Annotated in this window: 14 protein-coding genes and 1 tRNA gene; 4 read left to right on the forward strand and 11 right to left on the reverse strand. The window is 68.7% G+C overall.

Annotated elements, in window-relative coordinates; all coding sequences use genetic code 11:
- Positions 1–19: 19 nt before the first annotated feature.
- On the reverse strand, positions 20–1,135 hold the full coding sequence (locus AB0F88_RS01410) for a polysaccharide deacetylase family protein (RefSeq protein WP_362676141.1): 1,116 nt from the start codon (positions 1,133–1,135) through the stop codon (positions 20–22).
- A 137-nt stretch (positions 1,136–1,272) separates the two neighbouring features.
- Entirely contained in the window at positions 1,273–4,008 is a 2,736-nt protein-coding gene (gene polA, locus AB0F88_RS01415; RefSeq protein WP_362676143.1) for a DNA polymerase I, read from the reverse strand.
- Positions 4,009–4,154: 146 nt separating this feature from the next.
- Here polA and AB0F88_RS01420 point away from each other — a divergent pair, with 146 nt between their 5' ends.
- A complete protein-coding gene (locus tag AB0F88_RS01420) occupies positions 4,155–4,499 on the forward strand; it encodes a hotdog fold thioesterase (RefSeq protein ID WP_362677893.1) in 345 nt (114 codons plus the stop codon).
- Positions 4,500–5,021: 522 nt separating this feature from the next.
- Here AB0F88_RS01420 and AB0F88_RS01425 read toward each other — a convergent pair.
- Genes AB0F88_RS01425 through AB0F88_RS01435 form a run of 3 tightly spaced genes read right to left on the reverse strand, consistent with a single transcriptional unit; the run spans position 5,022 to position 7,534 of the window.
- Positions 5,022–5,774 (reverse strand): amino acid ABC transporter ATP-binding protein, encoded by a 753-nt coding sequence (locus AB0F88_RS01425; RefSeq protein ID WP_362677895.1) that lies wholly within the window; start codon positions 5,772–5,774, stop codon positions 5,022–5,024.
- A gap of 41 nt (positions 5,775–5,815) precedes the next feature.
- Positions 5,816–6,664, reverse strand: coding sequence for an amino acid ABC transporter permease (locus AB0F88_RS01430; protein ID WP_362676145.1), 849 nt, complete (start codon positions 6,662–6,664; stop codon positions 5,816–5,818).
- Between the two features lie 3 nt (positions 6,665–6,667).
- Positions 6,668–7,534 (reverse strand): ABC transporter substrate-binding protein, encoded by an 867-nt coding sequence (locus AB0F88_RS01435; RefSeq protein WP_362676147.1) that lies wholly within the window; start codon positions 7,532–7,534, stop codon positions 6,668–6,670.
- A gap of 241 nt (positions 7,535–7,775) precedes the next feature.
- Between AB0F88_RS01435 and AB0F88_RS01440 the strand changes: the two genes are divergently transcribed.
- A complete protein-coding gene (locus AB0F88_RS01440) occupies positions 7,776–8,336 on the forward strand; it encodes a DUF4352 domain-containing protein (protein ID WP_362676149.1) in 561 nt (186 codons plus the stop codon).
- A 234-nt stretch (positions 8,337–8,570) separates the two neighbouring features.
- Here AB0F88_RS01440 and AB0F88_RS01445 read toward each other — a convergent pair whose 3' ends face one another.
- From AB0F88_RS01445 to AB0F88_RS01470, 6 genes are all read right to left on the reverse strand, one after another.
- Positions 8,571–9,389, reverse strand: coding sequence for an ABC transporter ATP-binding protein (locus AB0F88_RS01445; protein WP_362676151.1), 819 nt, complete (start codon positions 9,387–9,389; stop codon positions 8,571–8,573).
- Entirely contained in the window at positions 9,379–10,143 is a 765-nt protein-coding gene (locus tag AB0F88_RS01450; RefSeq protein ID WP_362677897.1) for an ABC transporter ATP-binding protein, read from the reverse strand. The genes AB0F88_RS01445 and AB0F88_RS01450 overlap by 11 nt, the downstream gene beginning before the upstream one ends.
- An 80-nt stretch (positions 10,144–10,223) precedes the next feature.
- Positions 10,224–11,393, reverse strand: coding sequence for a branched-chain amino acid ABC transporter permease (locus AB0F88_RS01455; protein ID WP_362676153.1), 1,170 nt, complete (start codon positions 11,391–11,393; stop codon positions 10,224–10,226).
- Entirely contained in the window at positions 11,390–12,358 is a 969-nt protein-coding gene (locus AB0F88_RS01460; protein WP_362676155.1) for a branched-chain amino acid ABC transporter permease, read from the reverse strand. The genes AB0F88_RS01455 and AB0F88_RS01460 overlap by 4 nt, the downstream gene beginning before the upstream one ends.
- A gap of 160 nt (positions 12,359–12,518) precedes the next feature.
- Positions 12,519–13,691, reverse strand: coding sequence for a branched-chain amino acid ABC transporter substrate-binding protein (locus AB0F88_RS01465; RefSeq protein WP_362677899.1), 1,173 nt, complete (start codon positions 13,689–13,691; stop codon positions 12,519–12,521).
- A gap of 342 nt (positions 13,692–14,033) precedes the next feature.
- Positions 14,034–14,636, reverse strand: coding sequence for a response regulator (locus tag AB0F88_RS01470; protein WP_362676157.1), 603 nt, complete (start codon positions 14,634–14,636; stop codon positions 14,034–14,036).
- A gap of 113 nt (positions 14,637–14,749) precedes the next feature.
- Between AB0F88_RS01470 and AB0F88_RS01475 the strand changes: the two genes are divergently transcribed.
- Together AB0F88_RS01475 and AB0F88_RS01480 are read left to right on the forward strand one after the other, a co-directional pair.
- Positions 14,750–14,826, forward strand: a tRNA-Leu gene (locus AB0F88_RS01475).
- Between the two features lie 383 nt (positions 14,827–15,209).
- Complete coding sequence (locus AB0F88_RS01480; RefSeq protein WP_362676159.1) at positions 15,210–15,812, forward strand: GNAT family N-acetyltransferase; 603 nt, start codon at positions 15,210–15,212, stop codon at positions 15,810–15,812.
- Positions 15,813–15,939: the final 127 nt, after the last annotated feature.

Raw genomic sequence — 15,939 nt, forward strand, 5'->3', positions numbered from 1 at the left:
GAAAGGATAACGATCTCGCTTAATAGGCGTTGATCTTCTGCCTCCGGTCCGCCCTGATATTACCTCGAAGCCCGCGAGGGATGGAGATCCGATCGGGGTCGCCGTCGGCCGTATAGCGCTCGCGGGGATGCTTGTCCAGCCATCCGAGCCAGTACTCGGAGCACCACTTGCGGCACTCCCCCTTCCTGCCGTTGCTCTGGATCCGCTGGATCGCGCGCCAGTCGTAGTCCTTGACGAACGGCGAGACCGACGGCTCGGCACCGGCCAGGAAGACGCCTTTGAACCGGTAGGACACTCCGCCCCATTTCCCCTTCTGCACGGTAGATCTTTTGCGGGGCATCGCGCCGAACGGCAGCGCCAGCGTCTCCGAGGGAGGAGCGCCGAGCCTCTTCAGCAGCCGCTCGACCTTGACGAGCTGCTCGGCGATCTTCTTCTTGGTCAGGCTCGGCAGGTGGGGGTGGCCCCAGGTGTGGTTGGCCACCTCGAAGCCCCGCGAGGCCAGCCACCGCACGGCCCGCTCCTGGTCCTTCCGCTCGCGCAGGCCGAACGGGTCCCGGTTGACCCAGAAGGTGGCGACGGGCCGGAATCCGGGGTATTTCACCGCCACCTGGTAGATGATGCCGACCGCGGTGTCCTTGGCCGGGGTGCCGTCCGCGTTGAGGGCGAAATGGCTGGGGTGGCCGTCGTCGAAGGTCAGCACGACCGGGTGCTTGCCCGCCGGGATGTCCATCCTCCCGAGGGCGAACTCCCGCGCGGTGACCGGCACGTAGCCGTCCCTGGCGAGCCGTTCCAGCTCCTTGCGCACCTGGGCGGGGGTGCGGTCGATGGAGGCCAGCCTCTTGCGGGTGATCCGGTGGTACATCAGGATCGGGACCGCTCCGGCCTCGTTGGCCTTCACCTGCCGGGCGAACTCCTCCGAGGCGGTGATCGGCGGCGGCAGCTCGGCCGAGGGCAGGTCGGGCGCCGGCGAGGGGGGCGCGGACGGCGGCGGCGACGGGCTGCTCGCCGTGCCCGGCCGGGCGGCGCCGGGTGGCGCGGAGGACGGCGGGAGCACCAGGAGCACCACCACCGCCACCACGACGACCAGCACGTTGGCCAGTAAAATGATCTTCGTCAGGGGGATTGGACTCCGCACAGAACTCCCGCGCCCGTCGAGCTTCTCGGCTTGGATCACCAGCCTAGAACAGACTCGGACAGGCCCGGCCAATCAACGAAGTCCGACATCCCGGAACCGGTCGCGGCCCTCCCGGGAACCCCTCCTGGAAGGGATCGTCAGTGCCCGGCGTCCTCCCAGGTGCGGCCGACGCCCACCGAGACGGCCAGCGGGACGCGCAGGGAGTACGCGGCGTTCATCCGGTCGGTGACCAGCTCCCGCAGGGTCTCCAGCTCGCCGGGCGCCACCTCGAACACGAGCTCGTCGTGGACCTGCAGCAGCATCCGGGAGCCGAGCGACGCCTCCTTCAGCGCGCTCTGCACGTTGAGCATGGCGACCTTGATGATGTCGGCCGCGGACCCCTGGATGGGCGCGTTGAGCGCCATCCGCTCGGCGATCTCGCGGCGCTGGCGGTTGTCGCTGTTGAGGTCGGGCAGGTAGCGGCGGCGGCCGAGGATGGTCTCGGTGTAGCCGTCGTTCCTGGCCTGCGCGACGATCGCGTTGAGGAAGTCGCGGACGCCGCCGAACTCCTCGAAGTACTCCTCCTTGAGCGCCCGCGCCTCGGAGACCGCGATATTGAGCTGCTCCGACAGCCCGAAGTCGGACAATCCGTAGGCGAGGCCGTAGTTCATCGCCTTGATCTTGGCCCGCATCTCCCCGGTGACCTTCTCCGGCTCGACGTCGAAGACCCGGGCCGCGGTGGCCATGTGGAAGTCGTGCCCGGACTCGAAGGAGGCGATCAGCGCCTCGTCCCCGGACAGGTGGGCCATGACGCGCAGCTCGATCTGGCTGTAGTCGGCGGTCAGCAGGGTCTCGAAGCCCTTGCCGACCACGAAGCCCTGCCGGATGCGGCGGCCCTCGGCGGTGCGGATCGGGATGTTCTGCAGGTTGGGCTTCTCCGAGCTGAGCCGCCCGGTGACCGCCACGATCTGGTTGAACGTGGTGTGGATGCGGCCGTCGTCGGCGATCTCCTTGATCAGGCCCTCGACCGTGACCTTCAGCTTGGCCTGGTCGCGGTGGCGCAGCATGATCGTCGGCAGCTCGTGCTCGGTCTGGGCGGCGAGCCAGGCCAGCGCGGAGGCGTCGGTGGTGTAACCCGTCTTGGTCTTCTTCGTCTTGGGCAGGTTGAGCCTGGTGAACAGGATCTCCTGGAGCTGCTTGGGCGAGCCCAGGTTGAACTGCTCGCCGCCCACGGAGGCGTGCGCCGCCTCGACGGCCTGCTTCACCGCGGCGCCGAACTCGGCCTCCAGGCCGCTGAGATGCTCCCGGTCGGCGGCGATGCCGGCCCGCTCCAGCTCGGCCAGCACGGTGACGAGCGGCAGCTCCACGTCGCGCATGAGGTGGGTGCCGCCCAGCGGCTCCAGGAACGCCTCCAGCGCGTCGGCGAGCTCGCCGACCGCCAGCGCCCGCAGGGCGAGGTCGCGGGCGCCGTCGGCGTCCTGGTCGTCGAAGAGGCTGGCCTGGCCGCCGTTGTCGGCCTCGCTGCGCAGCTCGCGCCTCAGGTAGACCCGTACGAGGTCCTCCAGCGGGAACGAGCGCTGCCCCGGCATCGCGAGGTAGGCGGCGAGCGCGGTGTCGCAGGTGAGGCCGCGCAGCTCCATGCCCTGCGCCCACAGCGCGAGCATCGGGCCCTTGGCGTCGTGCACGGCCTTGGGCTTCGAGGCGTCGGCCAGCCACTCGCGCAGGGCCGCCTCGTCGGCCTCGGTGAGCGTGGTCGGGTCGATGAACGCGGCGCCGGGGCCGCCCTTCGCCGCCCTCCCCGCCTCCGCGCCGGCTCCCGCCCCGGCCGCCGCGACGGCGATGCTGTCGACGCGGCCGGTGCCGCTGCCGTACGCGCCCTTGAAGGCCAGGCCCGCGCGGCCCTCGGGCAGCGCGCGCAGCCAGGGGCCCACCTCGTCGGGGCCCAGGGTGACGGCCTCGACGTCGAAGCCCTCCTCCGCCTCCGTCTCGGCCGAGCCGATCGTCTTGAACAGCCGGTCGCGGATCTCGCCGCGGAACTCCAGCGTGTCGAGGATCTTGTCGATCTCCTCGCGGTCGGGCGCGCCGATCTGCAGGGCGGTGACCTCGCGCTCCAGCGGCACGTCGCGGATCAGCTGGGTGAGCCGCCGGTTCATCAGCACCTGGTCGAGGTGGTCGCGGAGCTTGTCGCCGACCTTGCCCTTGACCTCGTCGACGCGGTTGACCAGCTCCTCCAGCGAGCCGAACTCGCGGATCCACTTGGCGGCGGTCTTCTCGCCCACGCCGGGGATGTTCTTCAGGTTGTCGCTGGAGTCGCCGCGGATGGCCGCGAAGTCGGGATACTGGGCCGGGGTGAGCTCGTACTTCTCCAGCACGGCCTCGGGGGTGAACCGGGTCATGTTGCTGATGCCGACCCGGGTCATCAGCACGGTGACCCGCTCGTCGACGAGCTGCAGCGCGTCGCGGTCGCCGGTGACGACCAGCACGTTCATGTCCTGCTCGGCGGCGCGGGTGGCGAGGGTGGCGATCAGGTCGTCGGCCTCGTATCCGGCCAGCGACAGGTGCGGCACGCGCAACGCGTCGAGCACCTCGTGGATCAGGCTCATCTGGCTGCGGAAACTGTCGGGGCTCGCGCTCCGGTTCGCCTTGTAGTCGGCGTACTCCTCGTGGCGGAACGTCGGCTCGGAGCGGTCGAAGCAGACCGCCACGTGGGTCGGCCGCTCGTCGCGGAGCACGTTGACCAGCATCGAGGTGAAACCGTAGACCGCGTTGGTCGTCTGGCCCGTGGTGGTGGAGAAATTCTCCTCCGGCAGGGCATAGAACGCCCGATAGGCCAGTGAATGCCCATCCAGCAGCAGGAGACACGGACGAGTGGGGGTCGCTTCGCTCTTCGGCACACCGAAAGCCTAGTCTCCTGGTGCGACAGAAAACCTGACCTCGTACTACAGGAGACGCCCCCTTGACCGTGACAGACCGCGACGAAGCCGCCCGGCGCATCGAAGAGGCGCTCGGCGCATCGCACAGGAACACGCTGGTGGACCGGATGGGCATCGAGATCACCGAGGCCACCGCCGAACGGGTGGTCGGCACGATGCCGGTCGAGGGCAACATCCAGCCGTACGGCCTGCTGCACGGCGGCGCCTCGTGCGTGCTGGCGGAGACCCTGGGCTCGACGGGCGCGGCGATCCACGCGGGCCCCGGGCGGATCGCCATGGGCGTCGAGATCAACGCCACCCACCACCGCTCGGCCACGTCCGGGCTGGTCACCGGGGTGGCCACCCGGATCCACGGCGGCCGTACGCTCGCCACCTACGACATCGAGATCGTCGACGAGCAGGGCCGCCGGGTGTGCACCTCGCGTCTCACGTGCATGCTGCGCGACGCCTGAGCACGCCGAGCGCCCCCGGTCACGCCTGGTCACACCTGGTCGCGCCTGGTGACGCATGCCGATCGTCTGATCACATCTCGTCCTCGATCATATTCGGACCGCCTTTTTGCCCACCTGGAGCAACGAGTCCGCTACGGTGGGTGACGGCGATGCCCGTGGGGAGGCCGAGTAGAAAACGTACGGGGTCGGGGAAGCTCCGTATGGCGCCAAAGGCCTCCCCCGGGCTCGCCACGTATCGCCGGGCCCCCGGGACCCGCGGGCCGGCCGGGCTCCGTTCCCGCCCCTCGCCGTTCCCACCGGCCTTCGCGCGTCGTTCCCATCGGCCTTCGCGCGTCCCGCCCCTCGCGCGGACCTCCGCGCACCTGTCCCGGCACGCGTCCCGCTCCGCCCGGACCCTCGCCGCACACCTACCCCGCCTCCCGGCCCCCCGTACCCCGGCACGCGTCCCGCCCGCCGCGACACGCCTGCCCCCGGCACGCGTACGGCCCGCGCCGGGCGGGCGCGGGCCGTACACGGCGAAACTCAGATGTCGGTGTGCGTCGGGTCGAGCACGCGGCGCAGGAAGGTCTTGGTGCGCTCGTGCTGCGGAGCGCTGATCACCTGCTCCGGGCTGCCGTCCTCCACGATCACGCCGCCGTCCATGAACACGACCCGGTCGGCCACGTCGCGGGCGAACGCCATCTCGTGGGTGACCACGAGCATGGTCATCCCCTCCTCGGCGAGCTTGCGCATGACCGTGAGCACGTCCCCGACGAGCTCGGGGTCGAGCGCCGAGGTGGGCTCGTCGAAGAGCATCAGCGCCGGGCTCATCGCCAGTGCCCTGGCTATGGCCACGCGCTGCTGCTGCCCGCCGGAGAGCTGGGCGGGGAAGGCGTCGCACTTCTCCCCGATGCCGACCTTCTCCAGGTTCTCCCTGGCGATCCGCTCGGCCTCCGCCTTGCCCCGCTTCAGCACCCGGCGCTGCGAGATCATCACGTTCTGCAGGACGGTCATGTGCGGGAACAGGTTGAACTGCTGGAAGACCATCCCGACACCGCGGCGGGCGGCGTCGATGTCGACGTCGCGGTGGGTCAGCTCCACGCCGTTGACGACGACCTTGCCCGACGTGGGCTGCTCCAGCAGGTTCACGCAGCGCAGCAGCGTGGACTTGCCCGACCCCGAGGGGCCGATGACGCAGACCACCTGGCCGGGGTCGACGGCGAAGTCGATGCCCCGCAGGACCTCGTTCTTCCCGAAGTACTTGTGCAGGTCACGGATCTCGACCGCGTGGTTCACCGGGGTCGCCGGGGTCGCTTCCGAAGTCGTCGGAGTCACTGTCACCGTCCCCTCGCCTGTCGCCTCTCCAGCCGGGACGCGAGGTAACCCAGCGGGATGGTGACCAGTAGATACGTCACACCTACGACCAGGATGGGCGTGGCGTTGGCATAGGTCGAGGCCGTGTCGTTGCCGAACTTGGTGAGCTCGACGTAGTCGCCGGAGACGCCGAGGAACAGCACCAGCGAGGAGTCCTTGAGAAGGGACACGAACTGGTTGGTCGTCGGCGGGATGACGATGCGCACGGCCTGCGGGATGACGATGCTGACCATGGCCCGCGAGTACGACATGCCCAGCGAGCGCGCCGCCTCCATCTGTCCCTTGGGCACCGCCTGGAGTCCGGCGCGGAGCGTCTCGGCCATGTAGGCCGAGCCGACGATCGTCAGGCCCAGGATGCCCTGGCCGTACGTGCCGCCGGGCACCTCGAAGCCGGTGATGGCCAGCGGCAGGAACAGGATGAGCAGGAAGACCAGCAGGGCGGGCAGGCCCCGGAAGATCTCGATGTAGGCGACCGCGATCCACCGGTAGGGCCGCACCGACGACAGCCGCATCAGCGCGAACAGCAGACCGAGCAGGAAGGCGAAGACGAAACCGCCGACCGAGTAGATGATCGTGTTCTTCAGCGCGATCGTGAACAGGTCGGGAAGCGTCTTCTCGGCGATGTCGGGCCTGGTGAAGTTCTCCCCGAGCTTGCCCCACTCGATGCGCAGGGCGAGGAAGGCGACCACGGCCCCCAGTACGAGGTACTGGACGCCCCTGCTGATCTGCTGCCTCTTGCGGGGACTGAGCCCGCTCCCGGCGGGGGCGCCCCCGCCGGGAGTGGGCTCGGTCGTCGTTGGCTGGTCGGTCATCGGTTAACCGAGCTCGCCGGGCTTCTTACCGAACCACTTGACGAAGATCTGCTCGTAGGTGCCGTCGGCCTTGGCCTCGGCGATCGAGTCGTTGATCGCCTTGAGCAGGATCGGGTCGGAGCCCTTCTTCAGGCCGACGCCGTACTGCTCGCCGGTGTCGAGGCTGGCGACCAGCTCGAACTTGTCGGCGATCTCGGGCTTCTTCAGCCAGGTCAGGACGACAGGGAGGTCCTGGACGATCACGTCGACCTGGCCGGACTGCAGGCCGAGCAGTTCCTTGGGAGAGTCGGCGAACTCCTTGGGGTCGAGCCCCTTCCCCTTGACGTAGTCGAGGCCCGTGGTGGAGGCCTGGGCGCCGAGCTTGAGGCCCTGCGCCTTCACCTCGTCGAGGGTCTTGGCGGTGGTCCCCTTCTTGGCCAGCAGAGCCTGCGTGGCGTCGAAGTAGGGCTCGGAGAAGTCGATGTTGGCCTTGCGCTCCTCGGTGATCGTCATGCCGGCGGCGGCGACGTCACACTTGTTGGTGGCCATCGCCGCGCCGCTCTTGATGACGGCGAAGTCGATGTCGACGATCTCCTGCGTCAGGCCGAGCTTCTTGGCGGCCAGGTCGACGATGTCGACGTCGAAGCCGACGACCTTGTCGCCCTCCTTGAACTGGAAGGGCTCGTAGGGGAGGTTGGTGCAGGTGGTCAGCTTGCCGGGGGTGACGAGCTTGGGGCCGCCCGCGGCCGCGGGGGCGCTTGCCGAGGCACCATCGCTCGGGCTGGCGGAGGTGGAGTCGCCACCACCGCCGCAGGCCGAAAGGCCGAGCGCACCGGCGACGACCATGGCGCCCACCGCCATCGCACGACGGGAAACAAAACTCAGGCCCACGAAGGCCTCCTTACGGTCAATGTCGCTTCTTGTATGGATACCTCAGTGCAGGTCATGCTTCATCACCTGCATAATCATGCAGATCACCAGTACGACACAATTCGGACAACAACCGCGTCCGGAGTTTTCTGTTCAATACCCTGCCCCCACGCGGATCCGGGCGCCGGCACTTGCCGGATCGAGGACCCCTGTCGGGGGGAGCCGTTGAACTTCAGGATCTACCTCGGTTACGTTGCCGGATGTGCGTGATCCCCTGATCCTGCTCACCGGTGCCGCCCTCGCCGCCGCCCTCCTGTCCGGCTGCGCCGGAGCGGAGCCGGCCGCTCCCGCCTCTCCCCCGGTCACGCCCACCCCGACCTACGAGCTCCCGCCGCGCCCGGTGCGGCCGGGCGAGATCCCCGTCAGGTCCGCGCCGGTCACCGACGGCGACACCCGATTCCAGGTGGTCGGCTTGCAGAAGGGCCTGAGCGGCTTCTTCGGCAGCCACGCCGAGTGGCAGGCCAAGGGGCAGTACGTGGTCGTGCGGATCCTGGTGGAGAACCCCGGCCGCACCAACGCCCATTTCGACGCCGAACGCCAGAAGCTCATCGCCTCCGACGGCACCGCGTACGCGATCGACAAGTTCGCGCAGGCCATCAAGCGGCAGCCCGACGAGCTCCCGCTCGGCGCCCAGGTCAGGATCGAGCTGGACCTCTGGTACGACATCCCCAAGGAGGCGAAGGTCTCCGCGATCCGGCTGTTCGGCGACCCGCCCCTCGGCGTGACCGGCGGCACCGACGGCGTGCAGGTGCCGCTGCCCTGAGCCGCTTCCGCCCGGCGCCGCTCGGGGCGGCTCCGGGACTTTCGACGCCGTCTCTGCGGAAGAGACGCCGTCTCTGCGGAAGATCCCCGCACCGGCGTGGACGGGCCCGCCGCGCGAGCGCGCGACGGGCCCGTCACCTGCCATCGGGCCCGTGAAAGGCCCCGGGGGGAGTGAAGGCCCGGTGAGGACCCCGGGGAGATCCGGGGAGACCCCGTGGGGACGGGGGTCACCGGGTCAGGGCAGCTCTTCCGGTTTCGCGGAGTCCCGCCCCTCCCGCGGAGCGGGAGCGGGGGTCGCCGGAGCGGGCGCGGGAACGGCCTGCGCCGCCTCCGCCTTCAGGTCGATCTCCGCGCCGCCGCCCAGGTAGGCGGCCTGCACGGCGGGGTCGTTGAGCAGCTCGTCCGCGGGCGCGCTCTTGACCACCTTCCCGGTCTCCAGGACGTAGGCGCGGTGGGCCAGCTTCAGCGCCTGCTGGGCGTTCTGCTCCACCAGCAGCACCGTGGTGCCGCGGCGGTTGATCTCCTCGATGATCTCGAAGATCTGCTGCACCAGCAGCGGCGCCAGGCCCATCGACGGCTCGTCCAGCAGCAGCACCTTGGGCTTGGCCATCAGCGCGCGGCCGATGGCGAGCATCTGCTGCTCGCCGCCGGACATCGTGCCGCCCATCTGGGTCCTGCGCTCCGCCAGGCGGGGGAACAGCTCGTAGACCTCGGCCAGGTCGGCGCTGAAGTCACCCGACCGGGTGTACGCGCCCATGAGCAGGTTGTCGTGCACCGTCATGCCGGGGAACACGCCCCGGCCCTCGGGCGCCTGCCCCAGGCCCGCAAGGACCCGCTTGTGGCCGGGCATCTTGCTGATGTCCTTGCCGTCGAAGATGATGCTCCCCGACGACAGGCCGCGCAGGCCCGAGATCGTCTTCAGGGTCGTGGTCTTGCCCGCCCCGTTCGCCCCGATGAGCGTGACGATCTCGCCCTCGTTCACCTCGACCGAGATGCCCTTGAGCGCCTCGATCTTGCCGTAGTGGACACGGATGTCCTTGACCTCAAGAAGCATCGGCGGGAGCTCCCAAATACGCCTCGACGACCCGGGGGTCGGTCCGCACCTCGTCCGGCAGGCCATCGGCGATCTTCTGGCCGAAGTCCAGCACCGCGATGCGGTCACTGATGCCCATGATGAGGCTCATGTCGTGCTCGATGATCAGAATCGTCCGGCCCGCGTCGCGGATGTCCCGGATCAGCTGCTGCAGGGCCACCTTCTCCGCCGGGTTCATACCGGCGGCGGGCTCGTCCAGCAGCAGCAGCTTCGGGTTGGTCGCCAGCGCGCGGGCGATCTCCAGACGACGCTGGTCACCGTAGGGCAGGTTCTTGGCGTGCTCGTGGGCGCGGTGCGAGATGCCCACGAAGTCGAGCAGCTCCATCGCGAGCTTGTGCCCGTCCTTCTCGGCCCGGCGGTGCCAGGGAAGCCCCAGCGCCACGCTGACCATGCCCGACCTGTGGTGCGCGTCCGCGCCCACCATGACGTTCTCGATGGCCGTCATGTTGTGGAACAGCCGGATGTTCTGGAACGTGCGGGCGATGCCCCGCTTGGTGATCTTGAAGCGCTTGACGCCGCTGATCTTCTCGTCCAGGAAGCGGACCTCGCCCTCGGTCGGCTGGTAGACGCCGGTGACCACGTTGAAGACCGTGGTCTTTCCGGCGCCGTTCGGGCCGATGAGAGCGAAGATCTCCCCCTCGTTGATGGTCAGGTTGACGTCACGCAGTGCCGTGACACCACCGAACCGCATGACGAGGCTCTTCAGCTCCAGCATGGCGCGACCCGCGCGCTCCGCCGGTACGGCCTTCGGATCCGTCCCTGCCGGACTCGCGTCGGCCGGGTTCACTTCGGCGCTCACTTGGAAGCCACCTCCTCACCCTGCGACTCGGGCCCGGGAACCTCGGCTCCGAGCGTACCCATCCCGCCTGACCCCTCTTTCAGCTCCGCCTTGCGTTGGCGCGATGGCAGCAGACCCTCCGGACGGAAGATCATCAGGGCCACGAGCACCGCGCCGAAGATCAGCATGCGGTACTCCTGCAGGCCGCGGAACCGCTCGGGCAGCCACGCCACCACGAAGGCGCCCAGCATGACGCCCGGCAGGTTGCCCGCGCCGCCCATGACCACCGCGGCCAGGATCGTCGCCGACAGCAGGAACTGGAAGTCGTTCGGGTTGATCGAGATGGCCTTCGCCGCCCACAGCACGCCCATCGCGCCACCGATGGAGGCACCGATGGCGAAGGCGAGCATCTTGAAGCGGAACGTCGGCACGCCCATGACCTCGGCCGCGTCCTCGTCCTCGCGGATCGCCGCCCAGGCACGCCCGACCCGGCTCTTCTCCCAGCGCTTCACCAGGATGATCACGATGACGGCCAGCGCGACCAGCAGGTAGTAATAGGGTCGCGGGTCCAGCACGCCGTACTTGAACGGATCGACCCCGAACACGTTGGGGATGCTGATCCCGAACAGGTGCAGGTCCTCGTAGCTCGGCGGGTGCGGGATGCCGCGGATGCCGTTCGGGCCGCCGATCTCGTCGGTGTTGCGGGCGGTGATGCGGATGATCTCACCGAAGCCCAGCGTGACGATCGCCAGGTAGTCGCCGCGCAACCGCAGCGTCGGAGCGCCCAGCGTGATGCCCGACAGGGCGCAGATCCCGATGCCGACCAGCAGGATGAGCCAGAAGTTCCAGCCCAGCCTGGTGCCGATCAGCGCCATCGCGTAGCCGCCGACCGCGTAGAACGCGACGAAGCCCAGGTCGAGCAGGCCCGCCTGGCCGACCACCACGTTCAGGCCGATCGCCAGGACCACGTAGGTCCCGATCGGGAAGAACAGGATGCTCGCCCAGTCGGTGTAGGGCGACATGATGGGGGCGAGGCTCTCCGACGGCAGCAGCAGAGCCCCGATGATCAGGGCCACATAGAGGATCCAGCGCTGCCAGCCGGGAGTGTCCTGCCAGCGATCGTGCATGGCGTCACCGAAGCGGCCGAGACCGGTGCGGAAGCCTGCCAGGGGATTCTTCTGGTTCATGCGCGCGCCTGCTGGAGTGATTCACCGAGAATGCCGGTGGGGCGGAACATCAGGACCAAGACGAGGATGGTGAAGGAGATCACGTGCTTCCAGTCGGAGCCGAAGAAGATGGCTCCGTAGTTCTCCACCAGCCCGAGCGTGATTCCGCCGACCAGGGCGCCGCGCAGGTTACCGATGCCACCCAGGACCGCCGCGGTGAACGCCTTGATGCCGAAGAGGAATCCGATGAGGAAATTCGTGTTCTCGTACGAGATCAGATAGAGCGCCCCCGCCACACCGGCCATGCTGCCGCCGATGAGGAAGGTCATCCGGACGATCCTGTTGATGTCGACGCCCATCAGGACGGCGGCCTCGGGGTTCTGCGAGGTGGCGCGGATACCCCGGCCGATCTTCGTGCGGTTCACCAGGGCGTCCAGCGCGACCATCATGCCGATCGCGGCGACGATGACGAAGACCTGGTCGACCCGGACCACGTGGCCGAAGATCGAGAAAAGCTCGGTCCGCTCCATGATGCGGGGCAGACCCATCTGGATCCTGCCCTGCTCGGGACGGTTGAAGACGTTCGGGATCACCAGGAGCGCGAAGAGCTCCTGCAGGAAGATCGAGGCACCGATCGCCGAGATCAGCGCCGCCAGCCGGGAAGCGCCGCGCTTGCGCAGCGGCCGGTAGGCGATTCGCTCCAGCGCCACCGCGGTGCCCGCCGAGGCGAGCATGCCGGCCAGGATCATCGCCACGATGAGGCCGACCAGCGCGATGCCGGTGAGGGGCGAGTTGATGCCGAGCACGAAAGGTACGAACATCGCACCGAAGGTGCCGATCATGAAAACTTCGGAATGCGCGAAGTTGATCAGCCGCAGCACGCCGTACACCATGGTGTAACCGAGCGCGATCAGGGCGTAGATCGAGCCGAAGGCCAGGCCGTCGATCGTCGCCGGCCAGAACTGATTGATGAAGTCATTGAGCACTAGGGATTACCACTTCTAGCGGGGGTCGCCTGCACGTCCGGGTAGCACACCGCCTCCAGCAGAACCTCGTGGACTCTCTGGAAGTACGAGGGGAGCGGGAACGCATTCGCGGCGTTCCCGCTCCCCGCGCGTCGACTACCTACTGTCCTTCAGCGCCGGACTAGCCCAGCTTGGCCTCGGCGGCCTTGCCCAGCAGGCCGATCGCACCATCCTTGACCTGATAGATGTAGATGTCCTTCGCCGCGACCTCACCGTTGGGCTCGAACTTGACCTGCTTCGAGACGCCCGCGAGGTCCACCGTGGCGATGAACTCGTTGATCTTGTCAGGGGTGACGTGGCCCGCCTTGACGGCGTCGACGAAGACCGTCGCGGCGTCGTAGCCCTCGGCCGCGTAGATGGCCGGGTCGGCGCTGTAGGCGGCCTTGTAGGCGTCGGCGAAGGCCTTCACCTTGGCGTCGGTGACGTCCGGGGTGGCGATGTAGCAGGGGCAGCCGACCAGGGCGCCCTCGGCGTTCTTGGCACCGGCGCCGTCGATCAGGCCCTTGTCCAGCGAACCGTCGCCGGACAGGAACTTCGCGGTCACGCCCTTGTCGCGGAGCTGCTTGAGCAGGTTGCCGCCCGCGGCGTAGTAACCGCCGAAGAAGATCGCGTCGGGCTTGGCCGCCGCGACCTTGTTCACCACGGAGGAGAAGTCGCTCTCGGCCGGGTCGAGCGAGTCGGTCGTCGGCTTGACGCCCTTGGTCTCGAGCTGGGCCTTGACCGCGTCGGCCAGCGGCTTGCCGTACTCGGACTTGTCGTCGATGACGAAGACGTTCTTCGCGCCGACGCCGGTCGCGATGAAGTCACCGATGCCGGGGCCCTGGACGCTGTCGCTGGGCAGCACGCGGTGCCAGAACTTCCAGCCGTTCGTCGCCAGTGCGGCGTTGGTGGCGGAGGCCGAGATGCTCGGCAGCTTCGCCTCCTCCAGCACCGGCGCCACCTGGGCGGACTCACCGGAGAAAGCGGGGCCGATCATACCGACGATCTTGTCGGTCTTGATGGCCTGCTGGGCCAGGGCGACCGCCTTTGACGGGTCCGCCTGGCTGTCGTACTCGACAAGCTCGATCTTCACGGCCGGGTTGGTCTTGTTGTACTCGTCGATGACGAGCTTCGCACCGTTCCGGGGGGGAATGACGATGCCGGCGTTGGCACCGGTCAGGTCACCCATGAAGCCGATCTTGACGGTGCTGGGGGCGGCAGCACTGGAGCCACCCTCAGCAGCCGGCGTGGCCTCCGTACCACCGCTGCTGCAGGCAGCGAGACCGAGGGTGAGCGCCACACCGGCGGCAAGCACTCCACCGAGGCGTGCAGTCTTAGGCCGCAAGGTTGCCTTCCTTTCGCCCGGCCCCTCGTCGGGACCGAGTTCACAGATGCCCTCCCTGGCGGGTGGCCAGGGGTTGTGTCGGTTAGTACAACTAGCGGATGTCACGGGTCGATACAGGACGGCCCACCGTTGCCGCTTCGTTATAACACCGATCCTTTTCGGCTATCAGATGCAAAAGCCGTGGTCACTGGCGACCTCAGGGTCTCCACGGGGATCACTCCGACCGCCCGGACGTCCGCGCCGCACCCTCTGGAGCGCGCTCTGCGGGCGCCTGGCGGGCGCGGACCCCCGAAAGAGCCCGAAAATCCCCGGTCAGGCCTCCGGGGCCTCCACCTCGGGCTCCGCCCCGTCCGCCACCACGATCTGCGCCACCTGCCGCATGCTCAACCGGCGGTCCATCGATGCCTTCTGGATCCACCGGAACGCCTGCGGCTCACTCCACCCGTGACGCTCCATCAGCAGGCCCTTGGCCCGCTCCACCAGCTTGCGCGTCTCCAGCCGCTCCGAGAGCGTCCCGACCTCCCGCTCCAGCGCGGCGATCTCCTCGTGCCTGCTGACCGCCATCTCGATCGCCGGGACCAGGTCCGACTTCGTGAACGGCTTCACCAGGTACGCCATCGCGCCGGCGTCTCTCGCCCGCTCGACCAGATCGCGCTGCGAGAAGGCCGTGAGGATGAGACACGGCGCGATCCGCTGCGACACGATCTGCTCGGCCGCCGAGATCCCGTCCAGGATGGGCATCTTCACATCCAGGATCACCAGATCCGGCCGCTGCTCCATCGCCAGCTTGACCGCGGACTCCCCGTCCCCGGCCTCCGCGACGACCGCATACCCCTCCTCCTCCAGCATCTCCTTGAGGTCGAGGCGGATCAGTGCCTCGTCTTCCGCGATCACCACTCGCCGCTGCGTACTCACGAGCAAGAGAGTACCGACGTCCGCTAGATTGGGACCACGCCGGTGCCCGAGAGTGATCTACTTCTAGGTAAGCTCTTAGCTGGCGCGCAAGATCCGGACAAATAGCGAAAAATGCCCCGATAGACCAACCGGCAGAGTCGATGGACTCAAAATCCATTCAGTGTGGGTTCGAATCCCACTCGGGGCACCACCGTGCGATTCCGCCGGTCCGGGACCGCGCGATTCCGCCGGTCCGGGATCGGCCGGTTCGGACATCTCCCGCATGACACGTAGCGGTTCGCGCATGACACGTGGCGGTTCGAAAACCGGCGCCGGCGCCTGGCACGGCGGCCTCGCGCACTCCCGCGAAACCGCCGGCCGCGCTCCCCACCTCTCGCCACCTCTCGACGATCGCCGCCGGCGCTCGGCGCTCGGTCTCATTGACCGGCGGGTGGCCGGACCTCACGATGCCCTCGCCGGAGCGGTCCGGGAACGGAGCACCGGCGACGTCGTACGCCGGACACGAATGCCGGCTCCGCGGGCGGAGTAGGTTGCTCAAAAGCGGCGTGAAGTGGTGTGACGGAAGGTGGCGGCGTGAAAGCTGCGGGGGATGGCCGGACGGAGCGGGGCGACCTCGGTGCCGGGCGGGTGTGCCTTCCCGAACGGGTGAGGCTGAGCGGGCACGGGGTGGTGCTGCGCGAATGGGAGGACGGCGACCTGGCGGCCATGGTGGAGCTGTTCGACGACCCCGAGGTGGCCTACTGGACGCCGCTGGCCTCGCCGTTCGACCCGGAGGCGGCGCGGGCCTACCTGGAGCGGGCCCGGCGGCGGCGGGCGTCCGGGGAGCGGCTGCAGCTGGCGATCACCGCGGACGGGGGCGAGCCGGCGGGTGAGGTGTTGTTGATGCTGAGCGGGCTGGGCCTGGACGTCGCGGAGATCGGTTACGGCCTGGGGGCCGCCTACCGGGGGCGGGGGCTGGCGTCGGGGGCGGTGCGGGTGATGACGGAGTTCGCCCGCAGGACGGTGGGGGTGTCCCGGCTGCTGCTGGAGATCGAGGCCGGCAACGCGGCGAGCGTGGCGGTGGCCCGCGCGGCGGGATACCGCCTGACGGACGCGCCGCCCGTCCTCTCGGAGGAGAAGGGCCGGTCGTTGGTGCTGCGGACGTGGGAGTACGAGGAGGCCGGCCCTCGCGGGTGACGGCCCATACGTGACGGCGCGTGCGTGCGTTCATGCGACGGCTCATACGTGACGGCCCGTGCGTGCGTTCATGCGACGGCTCATACGTGACGGCCCGTGCGTGCGTGAGCTCATGCGTGACGGCGTG

The sequence above is a fragment of the Streptosporangium sp. NPDC023963 genome (assembly GCF_040639135.1).
Classification (GTDB): Bacteria; Actinomycetota; Actinomycetes; order Streptosporangiales; family Streptosporangiaceae; genus Streptosporangium.